General features: G+C 63.3%; 25 protein-coding genes. 10 read left to right on the forward strand and 15 right to left on the reverse strand.

Annotation, left to right across the window (positions count from 1 at the left end):
* Positions 1-53: 53 nt before the first annotated feature.
* Both mmsA and mmsB read left to right on the forward strand, forming a co-directional pair.
* Positions 54-1,616, forward strand: coding sequence for a multiple monosaccharide ABC transporter ATP-binding protein (gene mmsA, locus V7E26_RS11005; RefSeq protein ID WP_324415660.1), 1,563 nt, complete (start codon positions 54-56; stop codon positions 1,614-1,616).
* The gene (gene mmsB, locus V7E26_RS11010) at positions 1,613-2,800 is read left to right on the forward strand and encodes a multiple monosaccharide ABC transporter permease (RefSeq protein WP_324415662.1); all 1,188 of its coding nucleotides are present in this window, start codon (positions 1,613-1,615) and stop codon (positions 2,798-2,800) included. Before mmsA ends, mmsB begins: the two co-directional genes overlap by 4 nt.
* Positions 2,801-2,812: 12 nt before the next feature.
* Here mmsB and V7E26_RS11015 read toward each other — a convergent pair whose 3' ends face one another.
* Complete coding sequence (locus tag V7E26_RS11015; protein WP_324415664.1) at positions 2,813-3,070, reverse strand: hypothetical protein; 258 nt, start codon at positions 3,068-3,070, stop codon at positions 2,813-2,815.
* 332 nt (positions 3,071-3,402) lie between these two features.
* Here V7E26_RS11015 and pqqA point away from each other — a divergent pair, with 332 nt between their 5' ends.
* The 3 genes from pqqA (at position 3,403) to V7E26_RS11030 (ending at position 4,925) form a co-directional block, all read left to right on the forward strand.
* Positions 3,403-3,483, forward strand: coding sequence for a pyrroloquinoline quinone precursor peptide PqqA (pqqA, locus tag V7E26_RS11020; RefSeq protein ID WP_072824652.1), 81 nt, complete (start codon positions 3,403-3,405; stop codon positions 3,481-3,483).
* A gap of 223 nt (positions 3,484-3,706) precedes the next feature.
* Positions 3,707-4,573, forward strand: a complete 867-nt coding sequence (locus V7E26_RS11025; protein WP_324415666.1) for a hypothetical protein — start codon at positions 3,707-3,709, stop codon at positions 4,571-4,573.
* A gap of 115 nt (positions 4,574-4,688) precedes the next feature.
* A complete protein-coding gene (locus V7E26_RS11030; RefSeq protein WP_324415668.1) occupies positions 4,689-4,925 on the forward strand; it encodes a hypothetical protein in 237 nt (78 codons plus the stop codon).
* 6 nt (positions 4,926-4,931) lie between these two features.
* Here the strand turns inward: V7E26_RS11030 and V7E26_RS11035 are convergent, their stop codons facing one another.
* Genes V7E26_RS11035 through V7E26_RS11055 form a run of 5 tightly spaced genes read right to left on the reverse strand, consistent with a single transcriptional unit; the run spans position 4,932 to position 8,592 of the window.
* The gene (locus V7E26_RS11035; protein ID WP_324415670.1) at positions 4,932-5,282 is read right to left on the reverse strand and encodes a hypothetical protein; all 351 of its coding nucleotides are present in this window, start codon (positions 5,280-5,282) and stop codon (positions 4,932-4,934) included.
* Positions 5,283-5,317: 35 nt separating this feature from the next.
* A complete protein-coding gene (locus V7E26_RS11040) occupies positions 5,318-6,112 on the reverse strand; it encodes a pentapeptide repeat-containing protein (protein ID WP_324415672.1) in 795 nt (264 codons plus the stop codon).
* A 48-nt stretch (positions 6,113-6,160) separates the two neighbouring features.
* Positions 6,161-6,889: an ABC transporter ATP-binding protein gene (locus tag V7E26_RS11045; protein WP_324415674.1), complete on the reverse strand. Its 729-nt coding sequence runs from the start codon at positions 6,887-6,889 to the stop codon at positions 6,161-6,163.
* On the reverse strand, positions 6,879-7,616 hold the full coding sequence (locus V7E26_RS11050; RefSeq protein WP_324415676.1) for an ABC transporter permease: 738 nt from the start codon (positions 7,614-7,616) through the stop codon (positions 6,879-6,881). The genes V7E26_RS11045 and V7E26_RS11050 overlap by 11 nt, the downstream gene beginning before the upstream one ends.
* 1 nt (position 7,617) lies before the next feature.
* Positions 7,618-8,592, reverse strand: coding sequence for an ABC transporter substrate-binding protein (locus tag V7E26_RS11055; protein WP_324415678.1), 975 nt, complete (start codon positions 8,590-8,592; stop codon positions 7,618-7,620).
* Between the two features lie 85 nt (positions 8,593-8,677).
* On the opposite strand from V7E26_RS11055, the gene V7E26_RS11060 reads away from it, so the two are divergent.
* Positions 8,678-9,037, forward strand: a complete 360-nt coding sequence (locus V7E26_RS11060) for a hypothetical protein (protein WP_324415680.1) — start codon at positions 8,678-8,680, stop codon at positions 9,035-9,037.
* Between the two features lie 18 nt (positions 9,038-9,055).
* Here the strand turns inward: V7E26_RS11060 and V7E26_RS11065 are convergent, their stop codons facing one another.
* The gene (locus V7E26_RS11065) at positions 9,056-9,817 is read right to left on the reverse strand and encodes a quinoprotein dehydrogenase-associated SoxYZ-like carrier (protein WP_324415717.1); all 762 of its coding nucleotides are present in this window, start codon (positions 9,815-9,817) and stop codon (positions 9,056-9,058) included.
* Positions 9,818-9,936: 119 nt separating this feature from the next.
* Positions 9,937-10,863: a quinoprotein relay system zinc metallohydrolase 2 gene (locus V7E26_RS11070; protein WP_324415682.1), complete on the reverse strand. Its 927-nt coding sequence runs from the start codon at positions 10,861-10,863 to the stop codon at positions 9,937-9,939.
* Positions 10,864-11,094: 231 nt separating this feature from the next.
* On the opposite strand from V7E26_RS11070, the gene V7E26_RS11075 reads away from it, so the two are divergent.
* Positions 11,095-11,979, forward strand: a complete 885-nt coding sequence (locus V7E26_RS11075; RefSeq protein WP_324415719.1) for a substrate-binding domain-containing protein — start codon at positions 11,095-11,097, stop codon at positions 11,977-11,979.
* A complete protein-coding gene (locus V7E26_RS11080; protein ID WP_324415684.1) occupies positions 11,976-12,551 on the forward strand; it encodes a PQQ-dependent catabolism-associated CXXCW motif protein in 576 nt (191 codons plus the stop codon). The genes V7E26_RS11075 and V7E26_RS11080 overlap by 4 nt, the downstream gene beginning before the upstream one ends.
* Positions 12,552-12,554: 3 nt before the next feature.
* On the opposite strand, the gene V7E26_RS11085 is transcribed toward V7E26_RS11080, so the two are convergent.
* The 7 genes from V7E26_RS11085 to V7E26_RS11115 all read right to left on the reverse strand — a co-directional run bounded on the left by V7E26_RS11085 (position 12,555) and on the right by V7E26_RS11115 (position 18,586).
* Positions 12,555-13,163: a hypothetical protein gene (locus V7E26_RS11085; protein WP_324415686.1), complete on the reverse strand. Its 609-nt coding sequence runs from the start codon at positions 13,161-13,163 to the stop codon at positions 12,555-12,557.
* Entirely contained in the window at positions 13,160-14,008 is an 849-nt protein-coding gene (locus V7E26_RS11090) for an ABC transporter permease (protein WP_324415687.1), read from the reverse strand. The genes V7E26_RS11085 and V7E26_RS11090 overlap by 4 nt, the downstream gene beginning before the upstream one ends.
* Complete coding sequence (locus tag V7E26_RS11095; RefSeq protein WP_324415689.1) at positions 14,005-14,754, reverse strand: ABC transporter ATP-binding protein; 750 nt, start codon at positions 14,752-14,754, stop codon at positions 14,005-14,007. Before V7E26_RS11095 ends, V7E26_RS11090 begins: the two co-directional genes overlap by 4 nt.
* A 56-nt stretch (positions 14,755-14,810) precedes the next feature.
* Complete coding sequence (locus tag V7E26_RS11100) at positions 14,811-15,782, reverse strand: YVTN family beta-propeller repeat protein (protein ID WP_324415691.1); 972 nt, start codon at positions 15,780-15,782, stop codon at positions 14,811-14,813.
* Between the two features lie 12 nt (positions 15,783-15,794).
* Positions 15,795-16,976, reverse strand: coding sequence for an ABC transporter substrate-binding protein (locus tag V7E26_RS11105; RefSeq protein ID WP_324415693.1), 1,182 nt, complete (start codon positions 16,974-16,976; stop codon positions 15,795-15,797).
* A 113-nt stretch (positions 16,977-17,089) separates the two neighbouring features.
* Positions 17,090-17,935 (reverse strand): S-formylglutathione hydrolase, encoded by an 846-nt coding sequence (gene fghA / locus V7E26_RS11110; protein ID WP_324415695.1) that lies wholly within the window; start codon positions 17,933-17,935, stop codon positions 17,090-17,092.
* 30 nt (positions 17,936-17,965) lie between these two features.
* Positions 17,966-18,586, reverse strand: coding sequence for a response regulator transcription factor (locus tag V7E26_RS11115; protein ID WP_324415697.1), 621 nt, complete (start codon positions 18,584-18,586; stop codon positions 17,966-17,968).
* 196 nt (positions 18,587-18,782) lie between these two features.
* Here V7E26_RS11115 and V7E26_RS11120 point away from each other — a divergent pair, with 196 nt between their 5' ends.
* Together V7E26_RS11120 and V7E26_RS11125 are read left to right on the forward strand one after the other, a co-directional pair.
* Positions 18,783-20,144: a histidine kinase gene (locus tag V7E26_RS11120; protein WP_324415699.1), complete on the forward strand. Its 1,362-nt coding sequence runs from the start codon at positions 18,783-18,785 to the stop codon at positions 20,142-20,144.
* 395 nt (positions 20,145-20,539) lie between these two features.
* On the forward strand, positions 20,540-22,729 hold the full coding sequence (locus tag V7E26_RS11125) for a TonB-dependent receptor (RefSeq protein ID WP_324415701.1): 2,190 nt from the start codon (positions 20,540-20,542) through the stop codon (positions 22,727-22,729).
* Positions 22,730-22,769: the final 40 nt, after the last annotated feature.

Consider the following 22,769-nt stretch of genomic DNA (forward strand, 5'->3'; position numbering starts at 1 on the left):
CCGCCACCTGCCTGTCCGCGCGGACGGCAAACAGACAAGGACGTGATGGCGCGATGACTGCAATTCTGGAAATGCGCGGCGTGAGCAAGAGCTTTGCCGGCGTGCAGGCGCTGCGCGACGTCAACTTCACGGTGGAGGCGGGGCAGATCCATGCGCTGGTCGGCGAAAACGGCGCCGGCAAGTCGACCCTGATGAAGGTGCTCAGCGGCGTCTACCCCTACGGTGACTATGAAGGCAGCATCATCTTCGACGGCGAGGAGCGACGCTTCCGCGACATCAATGATTCCGAGGCGCTCGGCATCATCATCATTCACCAGGAACTGGCGCTGATTCCGCTGATGTCGATCGCGGAGAACATCTTCCTGTCGCATCCGCCTTCGCGTTTCGGCGTGATCGACCGCGACACGGTCTATCGCCGCGCCCAGGAATTGCTTGATCAGGTCGGTCTCACAGAGACGCCGGATACGCTGGTGACCGACCTGGGCGTCGGCAAGCAGCAATTGGTAGAAATCGCAAAAGCCCTGTCCAAGCAGGTGCGGCTGTTGATCCTCGATGAGCCGACCGCCAGCCTGAACGAGAACGACAGCGCCGCACTATTGGATCGGCTGCTGGCGTTCCGCGCCCAGGGCATTGCCTCGATCCTGATCTCGCACAAGCTGTCGGAGGTTGCCCGCGTCGCCGACCGGATCACGGTGCTGCGCGACGGCCGCACGGTCGACAGCATCGATTGCCGGGCCGAGACGGTGGAAGAGGACCGCATCATCCGCAGCATGGTCGATCGCGACCTGGCCCACCGCTTCCCCGAGCGAACCCCCGCCATCGGCGAGCCGGTGTTCACCGTCAAGGACTGGACGGTGCATCACCCGCAGCACCGGGAACGTCAGGTGATCAAGGGCGTAAACTTCGAGGTCCGGCGCGGCGAGGTGGTCGGCATTGCCGGGCTGATGGGCGCCGGCCGCACCGAATTCGCGATGAGCCTGTTCGGCCACGCCTGGGGCGAGCGGATCAGCGGCCGTGTCTGGCTCGATGGCAAGGAAGTGAACCTGACCAGCGTGGCGGCGGCGATCGATGCCGGTCTTGCCTACGTCACCGAGGATCGCAAGCAGCTAGGCCTGATCCTGGACAGCGACGTGCGCAAGAACATCACGCTGGCCAGCCTCGGCCGCGTGGCGCGGCAGGGCGTCATCGACGACATTTCCGAACTGCGCGTTGCCAGCGACTACCGTAACCGGATGCGGATTCGCTGCTCCGACGTCTATCAGGAGACCGGCCAACTCTCCGGCGGCAACCAGCAGAAAGTGGTGCTGTCGAAATGGCTGATGACCGATCCGAAGGTATTGATCCTCGACGAGCCGACCCGCGGCATTGACGTCGGGGCAAAGTACGAAATCTATTGTATCATCAATGAGCTTGCCGAGGCGGGCAGGGGGGTGGTGATGATCTCGTCGGAAATGCCGGAACTGCTCGGCGTCTGCGACCGCATCTGCGTGATGAATGACGGCGCCTTTGTCGGCGAATTCGCCGCCGCCGATGCCACGCAGGAAAAGATCATGCGCGCCATCATGCGCAACAAGCGTGCGGCCGGGCAGGAACGCGAGAGAGAATTGCAACCATGACCGACAAGACGGTAACGCTTCCAAAACTTTCGCACGCCGGCTTCATCAAGAACAATCTGCGCAATTACGGCATGCTGCTGTCGCTGTTTGCGATCATGCTGTTCTTCCAGATCATGACCGACGGCACGCTGCTGCAGCCGTTGAACCTGACCAACCTGGTGCTGCAGAACAGCTACATCGTGATCATGGCGCTCGGCATGCTCCTGATCATCGTGACCGGCCATATCGACCTGTCGGTCGGCTCGGTCGCAGGCTTTGTCGGCGCGGTCGCGGCCGTATTGATGGTGCGCTACCATGTTGCCTATCCGATCGCCTTCATCGTCTGCCTGCTGGTCGGAGCGTTGATCGGTGCGGCGCAGGGCTACTGGGTCGCTTATTTCAAGATCCCGTCCTTCATCGTGACGCTGGCGGGCATGCTGGTGTTCAAGGGGCTGGCGCTCGCGATTCTGGCGGGCCAGTCGGTCGGGCCGTTTCCGCCGACCTTCCAGAAATTGTCTTCGGGCTTCATTCCCGAACTGTTTCCGGGCGCCGGCACGCTCTATCCGACCTCGCTGCTGATCGGCGCCGTCCTGGCGGTGGCGCTGGTCTATACCAGTGCCAAGGGACGGGCGCGGCAGGCCTCGCACGGCATCGAGGTCGAGCCCTTTGCGCTCTTCGTCGCCAAGAGCGCGGTGCTGTTCGCCGTGATCGTGTCCTTTGCCGGGCTGATCGCCTCGCATCGCGGCCTGCCCAATGTGCTCGTCATCATGACGGTGCTGATCGCGCTCTATGGCTTCGTCACTACCCGCACCGTGATCGGCCGCCATATCTACGCCATCGGCGGCAACGCACGCGCGGCGAGCCTGTCCGGCATCAAGACCGAACGGTTGACGTTCCTGACCTTCGTCAACATGGGCGTGCTGGCGGCGCTGGCCGGGCTCGTGTTCGCCGCGCGGCTCAATACCGCGACGCCGAAGGCCGGCGCCGGCTTCGAACTCGACGTCATCGCCGCCTGCTTCATCGGCGGCGCGTCCGCCTATGGCGGCGTCGGCAAGGTCGGCGGCGCCGTGATCGGCGCCATGATCATGGGCGTCATGAACAACGGCATGTCGATTCTCGGCATCGGCATCGACTATCAGCAGGTGATCAAGGGCCTGGTGCTGCTCGGTGCGGTCTGCCTCGACGTCTATAATCAGCGGCGGTAAGGCGGCTGCGGTTCAGCTCGACGGAGAATGCAGGCAGTCGCCTGGCCGCGGCTTGCTGCCGCGCTTGTCGGTGGGCACGTTGCAATTGTCGATTCGCTGTTCGTCCATCCATTTCCTGCCCATCCGTTCCTTTCCGGTCAGTGTGGACCCTGTGGCAGTGGGCGCAGCCATGCTCGGCGCGGTTTGGTCAGGCTTTCTGTCCTGCGCAAAGGCTGAAGACGCGATGCACAGCGCTAGAAAGCTGATCAACCTCAGGTAAATTGGTTTCATCGCGGACCTCGCGAACAATCCTCGCGCGACAGATTTAACCTTTCGAGATTCGCGCTGCCACCCGGAATCTGATAGCAATGGGCTGGCACGGGATTGGAGACGCGAAGCGCCGAAGCAGTGCCGCATGGTGGATCGATATCGTCTGCGTCGATCCGTCGCTTTGTTCATTTTGCCCACGAGCGAAGTTGCCTTGTCCAAGAGGGAACTGTCCGGCGTCAAGCGCGTGCAGAATCGGCTCGCAACAATGTTCCGAGCTTGCGCTATGCCCGAGGCCAACCTAGTTTCGATGCTGGCACGAGCATCGTGCCAGCACACTGCTTGGGAGAAGCTTCATGAGTTGGAAAACTCCGAAGATTGTGGAAGTGCCGGTGGGCATGGAAATCAACATGTACGCCTGCGCGGCGCGTAAATAACGCGTCGAAACGGTCTTGTCCGGCTCCGGCAACGGCCTGTTGCCGCGGGCCGGACAAACTGCATCTCCTTCAAAAGTCTCCACTGTTTGCTGCGTACACGGAGCAGGCCCCGCCGGATCGGCCTGAATTTCACCCGTTTGCATGGCTCGTCGATGGCCCCTGCAACATGCTAGGGTGTGTTGTCGGCTGACTTACCTTTATCCCCAGGACCCGCTGAATACGAATGGCGACGCGCGCAAAGACCTTCCAGATGGCGGTTGTGTCTCTTGTCACGCTGCTGCCGGCATGTGCCGGCGCCGATGGTTTCGACACCGAGCATATCTTCGGCTTCATGATCGGCGCCGATGTTGGCTCGCTCGGTGAGCGGGAGTTTCAAACCGACACGACCGGGCGCTTCGGCAGGAACGGTGGCACGTATCGGGCGATCGGTCAGGAGTTCGAGCTGGAATTCGTGCCGGTTCAGAATTTTCGAATTGAGCTGGGCACCACGTTCGCGTCGCATCTGATCAGCGGCGTACCGGGTCTCGACGATCAGCGCCGTTTGTCATGGCAGGGAGCCTCGGTCGATTTTCGCTACCGCTTTCTCGACCGGGAAAACGCGCCGTTCGGGTTGACCTTCGCGACGGAATTACACGGGCACCGCGTCGACGAGACCACGGCCGAGGCTGTCAGGAGTTTCGGGACTGAATTCAGGCTGGCGTTCGACCGGGAATTGGTGCCGGACCGGATCATCGCGGCATTCAACCTGCTTTACGAGCCGGAGTGGACCCGCGTTGTCAGCAGTGGCGTGACGGAGAAGGATGCCACCGCGGGCGCTGCACTTGGCGTGCTGGCGCAGGTGCGGCCGGGCTTCCTCCTGGGCGGAGAGGCGCGGTACCTGCGGAAGTACGAAGGGATCGGCCTCGAGGAGCTGTCGGGGCAGGCGCTCTTCGTTGGCCCGACGGCGTATTTTCAGCTATCAAAACGCTCGCGCCTCACCGCCAGCTATTCTATTCAGGCGTGGGGACGCCCGGCGGGGACGACCGCCGGGCTCGATCTGGTCAATTTCGACCGCCACCAGGCCCGGCTGATATTTGGCGTGAATTTTTAAGGCGGGCCTGGGCGGCGCAGAGGTTCAGCGGCTCACGGCGTAGTGAAACTTGAATTCGCCGGCGTTCGTATCTTCCCGTGTTATCCTTCGGGAACAATTCAAGGGATATATCAGCATGAATGCGATAGATCTGGTTGTGACCGTCTGTGCGGTGCTCTCGCCGACCACGTGCGAGGAAACCCATCTGGTCTTTTCTTCGAGCGTTTCGCTGCGCCAGTGCGCCATGGCCGCGCCGCCCTACATTGCGCAATGGGTCGGCGAGCACCCAAAATGGACCGCGGTCAAGTGGCGCTGCGAATACCCGCGCAACAACCAGAAGGCCTCCAGTGAGCCGATGTGGTCGGCGATCTGAGTGCGGCTATTTGTTGCATTCCTTCAGGTCCTTGTCGGCGATCGAAAACACCGCGTCAGCCTTGATCTCGACGTCGCGAACCAAGCAGCGCTTCCCGCCGGCATAGCCCACCCTGGCATCGTAGCGTCCCGGCTCGACGCCGGTGATGCGCAGGCGTTCGTCGTGGTCGACTTCCTTGTCCTTGTCGTTCAGGGTCTGGTTAGGGCCCCAATCGTTCCTGCCGGCCGGGGAGAGCTGGAATTCCGAGATCGTCGCCGTGGTCAGGTTCCAGAGGCGGACGCCTTTGCCCTTTCCCTGCGCGGCCAGTTCACTGGCGCCCGCCGACAACAATATCACCAAAGCCAGAATCGATCGCATCGGGCCGTCCTTTCATCAGGGGTCACGTAGAGCCGTCATTGCGTTACCAGACGGTCTCGATTTCTTGCCTTGTCGAAATTCTTGGCTTTGTCGAGTCCGATCGGCGCGATCAGCCTTGCCGAGGCGAGATCGGCGCCGTCGAAATCCGTATCGATGACGGTGACGCCGGTGAGATCGGCGCCGCCGAGTTGGGCGCCCTTGAGCGAAGCACCGGTGAGGTCGCCGCCTTTCAGCACGGCAAACTCGAGATCGACGCGCGACAGGTCGGCGTTGCGCGCTCGTAACCGCTCGAGATTGGCCGACCGCAGCACGGCGCGCATCAGGCCCATCGACTGGTTGCGCATGTCGGCGCCCAGATTGGCACCGGCGATCGATGCGTCGACCAGGCTGGCGCCGGTGAGATCGGCGGCAACGCGTGCTCCTGACAGGTCGGCGCGGTCGAGGCGGGCGCGCAGCATTTGCGTGGCAAACAGGTTTGCGCCCTTCAGGCTTGCGCCGGTGAGGTCGGCGTCGAGCAGCCATGCCTGATCGAGGATGGCGCGATCAAGCCTGGCGCCGACGAGCTTCGTCTTGTTGAGCTTGGCGGCGCGGAAAATCGCGTTCGACAGATCCAGCGCCGAGAGATCGAGGCCGGACAACCGCTTGCCGGTGAAATCGGCGGGGGCAGTGGCGGTTGCGGTGCGCAATGCGACCTCGACCTCGCCGCGCGTCATTTCGGCCGAGACCATGTCCGGCGAGGAGAGGTCAACGTGGCGCATCATGTCCTGCGCCGCCGCTGTGGCGGCCGCAAGCGCAAGACCGAGTGCTGCTGTGACGACCGAACGCTTCATCGTCAATCCCCACCGATGGCGCATCCTAGCACCAGCCTCTCGCACTGCCTATGAGGCGTCCTGCCTGGCGGGATCGCCATTGATCCGTCGCATGATGTCCGCCTTGATTGCGGCGACCTCGGCATCTCCGCGTTCGCGTCGCGGCGTGCGGATGGGCACCTCGCCGAGCAGCTTCGCCGGCCGCGGCGACAGCAGGAACAAGCGATCGCCGAGACGGACCGCATCGTCCACGTCGTGGGTAACCAGCAGGGTGATCATGGAGCGGCCATCCACCAGGATGGCAATCTGGTCGCGCAGGCGGGCGGCGAGGGCGGCATCGAGCGAGGCGAACGGTTCGTCGAGAACGAGCAATTCCGGCTCGACGGCAAAGGCGCGGGCGAGCGCAACGCGCCGGGCGAGGCCGAGCGACAGCTCGCCGGGAAAGTGGTTGCGGTGTGCCTTCAGTTCCAGAATCTCGAAGAGTGCCGAGAGCCTCGCTTCATCGGCCAGAGGCGCGGCAATCCGCACATTGTCCTCGACCGACCGCCAGGGCAGCAGTCGCGGCTCCTGGAATACGAAGCCGATCCGCGCTCCGGCGGGACGCGAGACGCGTCCCAGAAAGTCAGGGTCGAGGCCGGCGAGAATCCGCAGCATCGTGCTCTTGCCGCAGCCGGATGGGCCGACCAGCACGCCAACCTCTCCGGCATCAAGCGCAAACGCCACGCCCGCGATCACGTCGTGCCGCTCGCCCGCCGCGTTCTCGAACGTCTTGCCGGTGATATCGACTTCAAGCCGCACGGGGCCGCCACCGGGATACCCGGGCCTCGAATGGCTGCACCAGCAGGGTTTCGATCAGAAGCACAATTGCCGCGAAACTCAGCGCGTAGGCCAGCAGGCGCGGAATGTCGAATAGCTGGAATGCCACGCCGATCTCGAAGCCGACACCGTTCGGACGTCCGAGCAATTCCGCGACAAGAACGATCTTCCAGACCAGCGAGAGTCCGGAGCGCGCGGCGGCGGCGACATAGGGCGACAGTTGCGGCAACACAACGTGCCGGAATTTGCTCCAGCGCGGCAACGCAAACACGGTCGCCATCTCGTCGAGCGATGCGTCGAGGGCGCGCGTTCCTTCCCGCAGCGTCACGACAGCGTTGGGAAGCTTGTTGATGGCGATCGCCGCGATGGCGGCGACTTCGGTCAATCCGGCCCAGATGTAGGCGAGAACGATGACCACGAGCGCCGGCAGATTGAGCAGCAGGATCAGCCAGGGGTCGCCGAGGCGATCGGCAAGCCGTACCCGGCCCATCGCGTATCCAATGGCGGTGCCCAGCGCCATCGCCAGCGTGAAGGCGAGGGCAACGCGCGCCAATGTCGCGCCGAGATGAAGGAACAGGTCGCCCGATCTGGCTTCAGCGATCATGACCCGAAGCACGGCCGGGGGAGGTGGCAGTTTCGCATCGCCGGCAAAGAGGGCTGCGATCCACCAGATCGCGATCAGCACGGCGAATGACAGGAGGCGCGGCACCTCAGCCTCCCGGTATCGCGTGATAGAAGGTGCCGGAAGCGAGTTCGGGCGCGGGCCCTACCAGTTCGGCGCCGCCGATCCGGGCCAGCACGCGGTAGAGAATGCGCGCGTCGGCTTCCTCATCGGCGACCGGGCGGCGCGGAATTCCCTCCCGATAGCGATCGCGATAGGCGCGTAACGTCGCGGCGTCGGCGGCGCCGGTCAATGGTGCGATCTTCTCCCACTCGGCGTCGGAGGTCGACAGGATCTCCTTTGCCTTGCGCGTCATGGCCATGAAGCGGGCGACCTTGTCCTGGTTTGTGTTCGCCCATTTTTCGTCGAAGACATAGCCGAGCATCGCGGTACGGCCCTTGGCGCCGAATTTCGGCAGCAGGTCCTCGATGCCTGCGATGCGGCGGAAGCCTTTCGCCTCCAGGCCGGCGCAGAAATTCCAGTAGTTCACGGTCGCATCCATTTCGCCGCTGAGCATCTTCGCGGCCAGTAGCGGCGGTGCACCGTAGGCGATCGTCGCGTCCGATTTCAGGTCGATGCCATCCTGCTTCAGCCAAGCCAGCAGAAGCAGCCAGTTCTTGTCGATCGGGCCGCCCGCGACGGCGAGCTTGCGACCCCTGAGATCGGCCAGCGTCCGGACCGGCGAGGACGAAGGCACCATCACGGCGCCGAGCGCGCTCGAGTAGGGATAGAATGTCAGCCTGGCGCCAAGGCTGCGTTCGCGCGAGACCCACAGCCAGTCGGTGACGATCATGTCGGCACTGCCGGCGCGAAGCGCGATCTTGCCCGCCTCGGGGCTGGCGAGTTCGACAACCTCGACCGTAAGGTTGGCCTCCCGGTCAAGGCCGTGCGCGCGGATAACAGCCAGTTCCCAGGCGAACGTTCCGGTCTTCTGCACCGCAACGCGCAACGCCTCCGCGCTGCAGCACGTGCCGAGCGCAACCGAAACGGCGATAGCAAGCAGCATGCGAGCAAAATGCGTCATGGTACCCTGGAGCGTTCCCCGTCGATCTGCTTTTCAACGGACCAGTCATAGCATAGCTTGCGCGGTTAGCAGCCGGAGGAAGATGATGACGCTTGTCGGGTCGGTACGACGTATTGTCGCCGCATTGACGGTATTGCCGGCGATGGCGGTGACCGTCCACGCTTCCGACTTCAATGATTATCCGACCTCGGCGCGTGTCGAATATGTGTTCGGCTGTCTGAAGGCGAACGGCGAGACCCGGCAGGCGATCGAGCAATGCTCCTGTTCGATCGACGTCGTGGCGTCGCTGCTGCCGTATGACCGCTATATCACGGCAGAAACCGTGCTCAGCATGGCGCAGGTCCGGGGTGACATGGGTAGCCCGTTCCGCACGTCGGAGCAGGCGACCGGTGCAATCAACGACCTCAGGCGGGCGCAGGCGGAAGCTGAAGTGCGCTGCTTCTGAACGGCAGCTGCCGCCGCATCACATTCCCGAACCTTCGATGTTCCAGTCGCGCTGGAAGACATGTCCCTCGGTGTCCCTGGCCTCGGCGCGGAAACGCTTCGCGCCGTTCGACACGTAGGTGAATCGGATATTGGGATCTTCCGAGATCGAGATGCCGCCTTCCATCGACAGGACGAGGCTGTCGTCCTGCCAGAGCCGCAGTTCATTGACGAAGAACGCCGGGACATAAAGCTGCGTGACCTGGTCCATCTGCAGGCCGGAATTGTTGGGGTGGCCGACCATGATCTGGGCCTCGCGCACGCCGCTGGCGGGGCCTTCGCCGGCGCTTGCGAACTGCCGGTAGCGCATCTGGCCGATCCTGGCCTTGGCCTCGTCGACGTTCTTGGCGGCCGGCGCCGAACAGCCGCCCGACGCCTTCACATAGGTTTTCGCCATGTAGAGCTTGCCGTCGCTGAGTTCGGCCACCGCATGCACGTCGGTATAGTTGTTGACGCGGACCCGGGTGGAGATCTCGGACACTTTGGCGTCCGGCCCGATCTGGAATTTGGCGGCCATCGGGGCGGGGTTCTGGTCGATCACGAGCGTAATGCTGCGCACCTGCCGGCTGTCGCCCGGCGACAGCCTGGTGCGCAAGGTCACCGGCACGATGGCGGCATCCTCGGCACGCGCGGGCATCTCGATGCCGATCACGTCGCTGCCGTCATTCATCTGGCGGTTGTTGAAGATGTCCTGGACCAGCCCGGGCCAGGGGTCATTGGTCTCTGCCGCAGTCGCAAGCATTGGCGGCGTGCCGAGCAGCAGAATGCTGGCGACGCCGAACGAACGGAAGAGGTATCGAAGCATGGTCGCGACCTTCATGGAGACCGAAGCAACGAACGCAGTATAGGGTAAGGTATCCGCTATTCCCATTCAATTTCCGAGAAGGCCGCGGTGGCGTTGCGGGCGTTGAAATCGTCGAACAACTCCCAGCGTGATCGCTCGGAGGCTGCGGCCTTTCCCGACGCCGCCGCAATCGGTTCGCCGCGGGCGACGAGCCCGCGCACGTCTGAAACCAGCGTTTCAAGATAGCGGCGCTCGTCGGCAAGGGCGGCCGGCCATTCGCTCACGGGGCCGTGACCGGGAACCACGCGCCGGGCGGGCAGGGCGGCGAGTTCGCCGAGGACACCGAGCCAGCCGCGGATACTGCCGTCCAGCACCGGCGTGTGCGTCAGAAACACCAGATCGCCCGCAAACAGGGTTTTGGACTTCTCATCGAACACGGTGAGATCGCAATCGCTATGCGCGGCGGGCCACGCCCGCACGGTAATGCTTCTTGCGCCGAGATCGAGATTGAGCGTGCCGCTGGTCAGCAGCGTTGGCGGCACGATGCTGACTTCGTCGATCAGCTCGTCGCCCATCGTTCGCCGGAACGCGTCGAGATAGAATTTCCCGCGCGAGGCCAGCATGCGCGGGAGATTGGCGTGGCCGACGAAGGTGGTTCCGTCCTGCGCAAAGGCGCCATTGCCGAAAACGTGATCTGGATGGCCGTGCGTGTTGATGACGTAGCGAATGGGCTTGTCGGTCTTGGCGCGAATGGCTGCCATCAATTGCCGTCCCTCGCGGAGACTGCCGCCCGTGTCGATCACGGCGACCGCGTCGTCGCCGATGATGAAACCGACATTGGCGATGGCGCCGGCGTTCTCGCGCGTCATCTGCGCGGTCTGGCCCTCATGCACGAACACGCCATCGGCAATGGAGGCGATGGGCAGCGTCCCCTGCTGCGCGAACGAGGCTGTTACTGTCGCGATCGTCGCGAGCGCGGCCAGGATCAATGTGGGGTGAGCCATATTTCGGCCTTGGTCTCCTCACGAAGCGTTGCAGCGGTTCGTCATTGGATCGCAGGCTGCGTTGCGTCGCAACACGGCGGTCAGTTCGCCGGGATTATTCCTGTTGCGCGCCCCAATTGACAAGCATAGCATTTTACTCGTCCGCGGCTCCAACGGAACTTGCTTCGTCGAGGTCGCGGAATTCTTTTGCGAATTGGCAACAACAGCGAGCCGCAAGCGATGCAGCTTTCGATGACATATGCCGGACAGAAGTACTGGCTGGCGATCTCCACCTTGGCGATGCTCGCGACGTTCTTTGGCCACGACACTGCGCGCGCGCAGATCAAGGAAGGTGGCGATCTGTCGATCGAACTCGTCGATCCCAAGGTGCTGCGTGTCTGCGCCGACCCGCATAATTTGCCGTTCTCCAACGAGAAGGGCGAGGGCATCGAGAACAAGATCGCCGAACTGTTCGCGGAGAAACTGGGCAAGAAGCTGGATTACACGTTCTTCCCGCAGGCGACGGGCTTCGTCCGGATGACGCTTGGCTCCCATCGTTGCGACGTGATCATGGGCTTTCCGCAAGGTGACGATTTGGTACAGGGCACCAATCCCTATTACCGGACTTCCTATGCGCTGGTGGCCAAGCAGGGCAGTGGCCTCGAGGACGTCACGACGCTGGAGGACGAGCGCCTGAAAGGCAAGCATATCGGCATCGTGGCCGGCACGCCGCCGGCCACGAACATGGCAATCAACGGCCTGATGGTGAATGCCAAGCCTTATCCCCTGATGGTCGACACCCGGCTGGATTCGTCGGCGGAGGCGATGATCGGCGACCTGATGTCGGGGCAGATCGAGGCCGCCATTCTCTGGGGACCGATGGCAGGCTTCTATGCGAAGAAGGCGAATCCGCCGCTCCATGTCACGCCGCTGGTGCAGGAGAAGAGCGGCCCGCGACTGGCGTTTCGGATCGGCATGGGGGTGCGTGGCGCGGACCAGAACTGGAAGCGGCAGCTCAACCGCCTGATTCAGGAGAACCAGCCTGCGATCAACAAGATACTAGTGGACTACGGCGTCCCCTTGCTGGACGAGAACGACCGCCTGATCGGCGCGGCGACGGCAACGAAGGTGCAATGAGAGCGGCGCTTGCGGGCCTGATCCTTGCGGCGTTTGCCTTCGTCTTCCCGGCCGTTGCGCAGGGAAAACCACCCGAACCGGATGGATATCGTACGGAAGACTACCGCGCACCAGTGCCTGCGACGCTTGCCGGTGTGCGCGTGCTGACGACGGCGGAGGCCGCGGCGGTCTGGCGAGCGAAAGCAGGCGTCTTCGTCGATGTGATGCCCCGCGCGCCGAAACCGTCAAATCTCCCCGCGGGCACCGTCTGGCGCGACAAGCCGCGGCTCAACATTCCCGGTAGCATCTGGCTGCCGGACACGGGTTACGGAAAGATTGCAGACTCTACGGAGGCTTATCTTAAACGCGGGCTCGTTCGAGCGACTGCGGGCAACAGAGCCGCGCTGGTCGTGATCTACTGCATGGCCGACTGCTGGATGTCCTGGAATGCGGCCAAGCGCATCCTGACCTACGGCTATTCCAACGTGGCGTGGTTTCCGGAGGGGACCGACGGCTGGGAGCATGCCGGCCTCGATCTCACGGAGGCGCAACCCGAACCGCGGCCGGTCGAGGAGACGGCCTCGCCGCGTTAGGCTCTATTCGATCTCCTGCTGAATGGTTCGCCCGAGGGCGAACAGCCGCTGGTCGATCGCCGTCGGCACCTCGCAGACGAACTTGATGACGCGCTGCCGGTCTTCGAAAATGCGCGTCTGCCAGACCAGCTGGTTGCTGAGCTCGTCAACCTTCGCCTGGTCCGGGTTTGCTTCGCCCTGCAACGCCTGCAGCGCACGCGTGTCCGAGCGGACCTTGTCCGCGGCCTCGCGCTGCTTGCGGGTAACGCGCTCCAGCCCGTTCATGACCTGGGAGCGCTGCGCATTGAGCGATTCGAACAGCCCGGCAAACAGCAGCTTTCCGCTGGCAGGTTTGTCGGCGGCACGGCTCAGATATTCCGTGATCGCCTTCTGTGCCTCGTCGAGCGGCGTGCGCCTTGCCGCGAGTTTCGTGACCAATGGGCTGACGTCCGGATTGTCCTTCCACTTGCCGGTGACGTCGTCGAGCGGCGGGCCTGCCCACACCGCGGCGAGCGAAATCTCCGGCACCTTGGCCTGGGTACAGGGCCAGTCCGGATAGCGCGGATCGGCGGCGTGGGCGAAGGTGATCGTCGCCACGGTGAAAGAGATGGCGGTCGCGATCCGATATCTCATGTCTCGCCTCCGGCCGGCCCGCGGCGGATCAGGCCGCGCGATGGATCGTATGCGAGGATCGCGCCGACCATGAACGCAATCGTGCAGCCGCCGACCACGGCAAGCGCAATCCAGTTGACCTGTCCGTACAGCGCGAAGCGTATCAGTTCGACGGCGTGCGTGAACGGGTTGAACTGGCAGACATAGTAGAGCATCGGGCTGCTCTCCAGGATGCGCCACAGCGGATAGAGCGCCGACGAGGCAAAGAACATCGGGAAGATCACAAAGTTCATCACGCCCGCGAAATTCTCCAGCTGCTTGATGCCGGACGAGATCAGCATCCCCAGCGCGCCGAGCATCAGGCCCGACAGCACCAGTGCCGGCAGCACCGTGAGATAGCCTGACGGCGGCGGCGCGATATCCCAGAACCAGGCGACCAGCAGGAAGGCGTAGACCTGCATCAGCGAGACCGCGGTTCCCGCCAGCAGCTTGCAGGACAGCAGGAACCATCGCGGCAGCGGGCTTACCAGCAGCGTCCGCATGTTGCCCATCTCGCGATCGTAGACCATCGAGAGCGAGGACTGCATGCCGTTGAAGAGCTGGATCATCGCCATCAGGCCGGGCGCGATATAGACCTCGTACAGAATGTAGGTCTCATAGGGCGGGATGATGGACAGGCCGAGCACCTGGCGGAAGCCGGCGGCGAAGATGAACAGCCACACCAGTGGTCGCACCAGCGCCGAGATGAACCGCTCGCGCTGGTGCAGGAAGCGAAGCGCCTCGCGCCACACGATGCCGTTCAGGCAGATGAGATACTCGCCGAGAGAAAACCCTGTTCTGACCGGCCTGATGGTTACCGAGGTCATGATTGTTGACCTCCGCCCGGCACGGCCGAACCGGTCAGCCGCATGAACGCCGTGTTGATATCGCTGCCGCCGGCATCGGCGATCACCCGCGCAACCTTTCCCTTCGCCAAGACGCGGCCCTGGTGCAGCACGACGAGATCGTCGTTCGCGCCGATCTCGTCGAACAGGTGCGTCGCCCAGAGCACGCCGATCCCCTGTTCGGCGACGAGTCGGCGCACGTGCTCGAGGATGTCGGCGCGTGCCTTGACGTCGAGACCGACGGTTGCCTCGTCGAGCAGCAGCAGGCGAGGGCGGTGCAGCAGTGCACGCGCGATTTCCAGTCGCCGCATCTGGCCGCCGGAGAGGTCGCGCACCTTGCTGCCGGAACGATCGGCGAGCCCGATGCGCGCCAGAACCTCCTGGCTGCGCGCGCGGGCGTCGCGCCGGCCGATGCCGTGCAGGGCAGCGTGATAGAGCAAATTCTGCGTCACCGAGAGATCGAGGTCGAGCGTGCGGGGCTGGAACACCACCCCGAGCAGCCGCAAAGCTTCCCCGGGAGTTCGCGCGATGTCATGACCGAAAATCCCGATACGTCCATGCTGGATTCCGAACAGCCGGGTGATCAGCGAGAACAAGGTGCTCTTGCCGGCGCCGTTCAGGCCAAGCAGCGCGGTGAAGCTTGCCGGCTCGACAGAAAAGCCGATGTCGACCAGCGCGCGCCGCGCGCCGTAGGAGTGGCTGACGCTGTCGATCGACAATGCAGGCATTGCCGCGGCCTCGGACCGCGAGCCAATCTCACCGGCAGAAATTGCGTCAGTGGCCGTCATGGCTGTGCAATCGTGATACCCCAGGGCAGTTCGCCGACCTGGATCGTCTTGATGACCTTTTGCGCGGCGACATCGATCACCGAGACGTCGTTCGACACGCCGTTGGTCACCATCAGATATTTCTCGTCCGGGGTGAACGCCATGTGCCAGACCCGCTGGCCCACCAGGAGATATTTGATGACCTTGTGGGTGGTGGCGTCCACGACCGCGACGCGGTTGGCCGGGCCCAGCGCGACAAAGGCGGTCTTGCCGTCCTTAGTCATGCCGATGCCGACCGGCTGGATCGCTTCGCTTCGCAGGCCGGGAATCTCGAACGTGATCTTCTTCGTCACCTCGCGCTTGGCCGGATCGATCACCGAGATGGTGCCGCCGATCTCCGAGGATATCCACACCTCGGAATTGTCCCGCTTGAACTCGGCAAAGCGCGGGCGCGGATCGACCAGGACGTTGGCGACGATCTGGCGCGTCTTGGTGTCGATGAAGTGCGCCATGTTTGTCGTCTCGGACGTGTTGATCAGGAATTTCCCGTCCGGGCTGAGGGCCATTCCCTCCGGCTCGACGCCGACCTGAATCTCGCCGAGACGGGCGCGCTTGTCGACGTCGATGATGGTCACCGTGTTGTCGTTCTCGTTAGCGACGTAAAGGATCTTGCCTTCGGCATCGAGCGCAAACAGTTCGGGGTCCGGGCCGGAGGGCAGGGTATCGACGACCTCCTGCTTGGCGACGTCGATGACCTGGATGCTGTCGTCGTCGCCGACCGCGACGAAGACGAACTTGCCGTCCCGCGTGAACTCGATGCCACGCGGCCGCTGGCCGACCTTGATGGTCTTGGTGACGGTCCAGCTATTGGTATCGATCACGGATACCGTGTTGCTCTTCTCGTTCGAGACATAGGCGATGAAGGCCGAAGCGGAGGTCGTCGCCGCAAGAAAGGCCGCTCCAGCGAGAACCAGGCAACGTCGCCACATACGAGAATCTCCTCAACGCAACTTGCATTTGGTTTCAGGACGATCGACACCAAGCGTATCGAGTTCCGATACCTGATGCAAAAACCCCTCCTGCGGCGAAACCGACACTACCATGCGTCCATCGACCAGCAGGATCGGCTGCCGAAGCTGCAGATTCCAGTCCCGCAGTGTCAGCCGCCGGCCCTTGAATGCCGCAATCGAAAAGTCCGGTCCCTTCAGGAAATCGGCGATGGCCTTGGGATCGCCGGATTTGGTCCGCGAGGCCGCTTCGCCGATCATGCGCGTGGCCGTCCAGGCCTGCATGTCCAGCGCGGTCATCTGCCGCGAGTTCAACTTCATAAACCGGTTCTGGATCTGGACAGCGCCCCACTGATCCTGCGCCGCATGCCAGCTGGTCGGAACCAGGCCCGCCGAGCCCGCCACCGGGCGCGGGTCCCAGGTGCGGTAGGGCAGGTAGGACGCGAACACTTCGCTTTCATCGGCGGCAACCAGCACGTCATAGGCTGGCGCCTGCTGGGTGAACACCGGCATCTGCCGCTGGATCAGGGTGACGCCGCTGTCGGTGCGGCGGGCGCCGCCGCTGTCTTCGAAGATCCGCTCCTGGACGATCTTGGCGCCGAAGCGCGTCGCCGCACGGCGCAGGGCGTCGGCGAAGAGCTTGTCCTGGTCATGCGAGCCGACGACGAACAGCCAGCGTTTCCATTGCTTCCAGACCAGATATTGCGCCAGCGCATCGGCGAGCATCGAGCGGGTCGGCGCGACATGGATGACGTTGGCGCGACAATCCTGCTCGCGCAGCCGGTCGTCGGTCGCGCCCGCGTTCAACAGCAGGGTGCCGCGCTCGCGCAGCGCATCGGCGACCTTCAGGAGGTCGTCGGGCGGAAGATCGGTGATGATGAAGCCGTTCCGCTCGGCGAGCGCCGCCGCGGCCTTCGCGACGTCTTCACCCTCCTTGAGCCTGATATCCTCCAGCTTGAATTGCTGATTGAGGAACTTGCCGGTGGTGTTGTTGTCTTCGGTAGCAAGGCGTGCGCCGGCGACGCCGTCATTCTCGGCCGAAAGTTCGACCAGCGACAGTTTCGGCTTGATGCCGGCACGGCCGAGATAGCCGATGCCGATCTCGGTCGGGTCGGCCGCGCGCACAGGGGAGGCCGCAATGCTCAAGGCGATCACGGCGACCAACCATCGGATCATGGCTTCTCCCTGGCAGGCCCCCTCGGTTTTGCGGGATGGAAGACCTTGTGGCTTGAACCATGACCAAATTGTCAGGGCATGCAACTCAATTTGTTGCGGCTTGTTGCGGCGCTTCAACCCTTCAGGCGTTCGGCATGCCAGCGCAGATGGTCGGCCATGAAGGTGGAGATGAAGTAATAGCTGTGATCATAGCCGGGCTGCCGGCGCAGGGTTAGCGGGATCTTCGCCTTCTCGCACGCGGCTTGCAGCAGTTCCGGACGGAGTTGCTCGGTGAGGAACTGATCGGCATCGCCATAGTCGACCAGGAGACCGGGCAGGGTGGCGCCGTCCTCGATCAGTGCGACGGTGTCGTGCTTGCGCCAGGCTTTGCGGTCGTCGCCGAGATAGCCGCCGAGCGCCTTGATGCCCCACGGCACCTGCGAGGGTGCGACGATCGGCGCAAAGGCGCTGGCCGCGCGATAGCGGCCGGGGTTGCGGAGTGCGACGGTCAGCGCGCCATGGCCGCCCATCGAGTGGCCGAGGATCGATTGCCTGCCGGCGTCGACGGGAAAATGCTCGCCGATCAGCGTTGGCAGTTCTTCGGTGACATAGCTCCACATGCGGTAATTGCGCGCGAACGGCTCGCGTGTCGCATCGACATAGAACCCGGCGCCAAGCCCGAAATCATAGGCATTGGCGGGATCGCCGGGCACGCCTTCGCCGCGCGGGCTGGTGTCGGGCGCCACGTAGATAAGACCAAGCTCGGCGCAGGCGCTGCGGAATTCGCCCTTCTCGGTCACGTTGGCATGGGTGCAGGTCAGGCCCGAGAGATAATAGACCACCGGCAGCCTGGCGCCCGCAGGGTGCGGAGGGACAAAGACCGAGAAGGTCATGTCGGTCTTTGTCTCGCGACTGGCGTGCCGGTAGACGCCTTGAACACCGCCATGGGCCTTGTTGGTCGAAACGGTCTGGATTGTCATGTCATTGCCACTTCAGTGTCGCGCCCGTCGTTAGCCTATGCCATTTGTGATGGCCAGCCGCACCAGTTCGGCGGAAGTCCGCACACCGAGTTTCTGGCGCATGATCGAGGACGTATTGGCGACTGTCTTGTAAGAGGAATGGATCAGCCAAGCGATTTCGGACAGGCTCTTGCCGGCGCTGAGCAGCCGCAGAATCTCCATCTCGCGCGAGGTGAGCTTTGAGAGCGGGCTCTGCGCGAACGATGCACCGGCGAATGCGATGCTGCGCGCCATTGCCGACGGCAGATAGACGCCGCCGTTTCCGACCTCGCGAATGGCCTCGACGAGGTCCTGCGGATCGCCGGTCTTGGAGACGTAACCCTTGGCGCCGACTTCGATGGCGCGCTTGGCGAACACGGCATCGTCGTTCATGCTGAACATGATGATGCGCGCGGACGCATCATGCCCGAGGATGCGGCGCGCCAGTTCAAATCCCGATACGGTCGGCAGGTTGATGTCGAGAACCGAGATATCCGGGCGCTGCTCGCCGAACACGCGCTCGCCGCTTTCCGCGTCGGAGGCTTCCACGATATCGATATCGGGATCGTCCGCGAACAGGGCACGGCATCCCGAAGCAACGATGCGATGATCATCGACGATCAGAACGCGCATTGGCCGTGGTCCCCGATGGCTGCGTCAATCCATTTGCTGCACCGCATCAGATCGCCGCCGCCGCGAAGCTCATCCATCGGCGGATTGTGTAACCCACGCGATGTTGCTGTACGGTTCGATTAGATAGCGGCCTCCTTCTGTCTGTCAACGCTTCCTTCGGCGGAACCGTCGGCAGCGCACTCCGTGGACCTCAGCCATGTGGCAACGATTTTCCTTGCGCGCCCGGATCAACCTGCTGCTCGCGCTGGTCCTCGCGCTCGGTCTGGCGATCAATATCGCGCGGATTGTCATCGAGGCGGGCCCCCGTGTTCAGGCCGAAGATCAAAGCGTCACGCGGCTGGCGCGTGAATTCGTCGAGACTATTGTCGCCGGGCTGGACGAGGCGCCGGACCCGGATGCGCGGTTGACCCAGATCGTTCATGACCTCAACCGTTTGCGTCATGTGAGCATCACGCGACAGGGGCAGGCGGCTGTGGAAGCTGGAAGCAGCGAGCGCATGGCTGATGCCAACGACGCGCCTTCGCCGCCGGCATGGTTCGTGGCGCTGGTTCACCCCGAAAAAACCACCGTCACTGTGCCAATTTCGGTCAAAGGCAAAGCTGACGCGCTCCAGATCACCTCCCATCCGAACGACGAGATGACCGAGATCTGGGACGGGATCGTGACCCAGCTCCAGATCGGCACCGCGATCGCGGTGATCCTGTTTCTCATCACCAGCAGGGTCGTCGGCCGGGCGCTGGCCCCGATCAGGACGCTCTCGGATGCGATGACGAAGATCGAGGCAGGGATCTACGACACCCGCGTCAAGCCGGATGGTCCGCCGGAACTGGCTGTCATCTGCGACAAGCTGAACCATCTTGCGGCGACGCTCGGCAATGCGGTCGACGACAAGCGACGCCTCGCCGAGCGCGTCGTCTCATTGCAGGACGTCGAACGCAAGGAGATCGCCCGCGAACTGCACGACGAGTTCGGGCCGCATCTGTTTGCCTTGCGGGCCCATGCCAGCGCGCTGACGCGGACTGCGGATGCGGGCGGGCCGAATGTCGAAGCCACGCGAAGGCACGGCAGTGCCATATTGGAGCAGGTCAATGCCCTGCAGCAGACCAACCGCCGCGTCCTCGAAAAGCTGCGGCCGGTCGGGCTGATGGAGCTCGGGCTTCGCGATGCGCTCGGCGCGCTCCTGCGCATGTGGGGCGAGTCGCATCCCGAAATCGTCATCGACGCATCGATTTCGCCATCGCTCGGCGAGAGCGGAGAGACCGCCGATCTGACGATCTATCGCACCATCCAGGAAGCGCTGACCAACGTCTTTCGACATGCCGGCGCAACCAGGGTCAACGTCACCGTTCAGCCGACGGGGCCGTCCTCGGGACAGCGCGCCGGCGCACTGGTGCGCGTCAGCGACAATGGCAGCGGCTTGCGGCCGGACCACAAACTGGGGTTTGGGCTCACGGGCATGCGCGAGCGCATTCTCGCCCTGGGCGGCTCGCTCACGATTGCTTCGGGCGACGGTGGCGTAATCGTGGAAGCCGTTGTCCCGGGGGACGCGCGCGGTTGAGTTGGGAAAAATTCCCGGTCGCGTCCGGGAAAGTGTGAGCGCATGGAGCAGTACGTTTTGCGGGTAGCGCTTGATCTCGGAGCCGCATTAGGATTGCAGGCAACCGAACCGGCGGGGGACAACGGCCGGAGCGGCATGGGGATGAAGCGATGGGTACTCGGCGTCTGGTAGTTGCGTCTGTTTCAATTTGCCTTTTTCCCGGCGCTGAATGCGCCCTTGCACAAGGCGCGCCGGAGAGCGAGGTGTTGCCGGCAATCGAGGTAGTCGCCCCCCCGACGACAGCAGCCAGACCAACCACCAGGCCGGCGCGCGGCACTACTGCTCCCAGAGTCACCCGAAACGTGCGCAGGGTGTATGTCTATCCGACTGCGCCGACGCCGACGGCCAGCTCGGGAATGGATGTCAACAAGGTGCCGTCAGCCATCAATGCCGTTGGTGCCGCCCAGATCGCGCGAACCGACTCGCTCAATATCGCAGACGCGTTGCAGCAACAGGTGCCGGGTATCGTTCTCAGCGATACGACCGGAAATCCATTCATGCCTGACGTCCAGTTTCGTGGCTTCGTTGCATCGCCGGTGGCCGGCACGCCGCAAGGGCTTGCAGTCTACCAGAATGGAATGCGCATCAACGAAGCGTTCGGCGATACCGTGAACTGGGACCTGATCCCGACTGCTGCCATCAGGTCGGTCACTGTCGTGACCAATAACCCGGCATTCGGCCTCAATGCCCTTGGCGGGGCCGTCAACGTGCTGATGAAGGACGGCTTCAACTACAAAGGTGCGGAAATCAACACGATGGGCGGCTCGTTCGGCCGTATCCAGAGTTCGGCGCAGTATGGCCAGCAGTACGGCAATTGGTCGGTCTACGGCGCGCTCGAAGGCCTGCGCGACAACGGCTTTCGCAATTTCTCGCAGTCGGAGATCCGCCGCTTTTACGGAGACGTTGGCTACCGGACCGACAGCAGCGAGTTCCACCTTAACTTCGGCGTCGCCAAGAACAATTTCGGCGCGTCGGCGGCAGTTCCGGTCGAACTTCTCGATAAATATTGGGGCGCGACCTACACGACGCCGCAGAGCACCGACAACCGCGTGGCGTACGTCAATCTAACCGGAAAGGTCGAGGTGACGCCGACCTGGACGCTCGATGGCTCGGTGCGCGTGCGCAGGTTCCAGCAGAAGACGGTGGACGGAAATCCGACCGAGACCGTGCGATGCGCTGCCGACCCGGGACTGCTTTGCTTCAACGACGATGACGTGCCAGCAAACGGTCTGAACGGTGTGCAGCTCGCAAATCCGTTCCCTGACACCGCAATATTGGGACAGATCGACCGCACGACCACCCGTTCGACGACCACAGGGGCGACCCTGCAGGCGACCAATACCGACCAGCTGTTTGGTCACAACAACCAGTTCATGATCGGCACCAGTTTCGACTCCGGTGTGACCCGCTTCGGAGCCAGCGCCGAATTGGGCACGATCGGTTCAAACTACGTCGTCAGCGGCAGCGGCATATTCCTTGGCCGATCGGGTGAGCCGATTTCGATCGGTCCGGTCGCGCTTCGCGCCACCAACCGGTACACTGGCATCTATGCACTCGACACGTTCGACGTAACGGACCGCTTCTCAATCTCGGGTGGCGGCCGGTTCAACTATGCCAGCATCAACCTGCAGGACCTGATAGGCACCGATCTCAACGGTAGTCACACGTTCAGCCGCTTCAATCCAATGATCGGCGGTACCTACAAGATCACACCTGAGGTAACGGGCTATGCCGGCTATTCCGAGGCCAATCGCGCACCAACCCCACTGGAACTCGCCTGCGCCGATCCAGCGCGACCTTGTATCGTCGCGGCATTTTTGATCGCAGACCCGCCGCTGAAGCAGGTCGTATCGCGTACCCTCGAGGCGGGCTTCCGCGGCAGCAAGGAGCTGAATATCGGCACGCTCGGGTGGAAAATCGGCGGCTTCCGCTCGACCAACGCCGATGACATCTTCGCGGTTCCGAGCCCGGAAGTGCAGGGCTTTGGCTATTTCCAGAACGTGGGCAGAACACGGCGCCAAGGCATCGAGGCGCAGGTCAATCTGACGTCGAAGACGTTGCAACTCTACGCCAGCTGGGCACTTGTCGATGCGCGCTTCCTCGACCCCTTGACGCTCAATTCGCGAAGCCCCTTCGCCGATGCCGATGGCAATATCCAGGTCATGCCCGGAAACCGGATTCCGGCGATCCCGCGCAACCGGGTCAAGTTCGGCGCCGACTATTCCGTCACCGATGCGTTCAAGGTCGGGGGTGATGCGTTGTTCGTCGCCAGCCAGTATTACGCCGGCGATGAATCCAACCAGGCGGTGAGGCTGCCGGGGTACACGGTCTTCAACCTGCACGCCTCATACCAGATCAACAAGACGTATCAGATCTACGGCCGCATCGATAACATCTTTGACAATCGCTATGCGACCTACGGGACGTTCTTCCAGAGGGACGACGTGCCAAATTTCGCCAACGGCGGTGCGGAGTTCACCGACCCTCGCACGGTCACCCCGGCGCGTCCGCGCGCCTTCTATGCGGGGCTGAAGGCAACTTGGTAGCGCGCGCCATCGCAGCGCCGATCGGCTGCGAGTCTGTCGG

This window comes from Bradyrhizobium sp., from assembly GCF_036735945.1.
Taxonomy (GTDB): Bacteria; Pseudomonadota; Alphaproteobacteria; order Rhizobiales; family Xanthobacteraceae; genus Bradyrhizobium.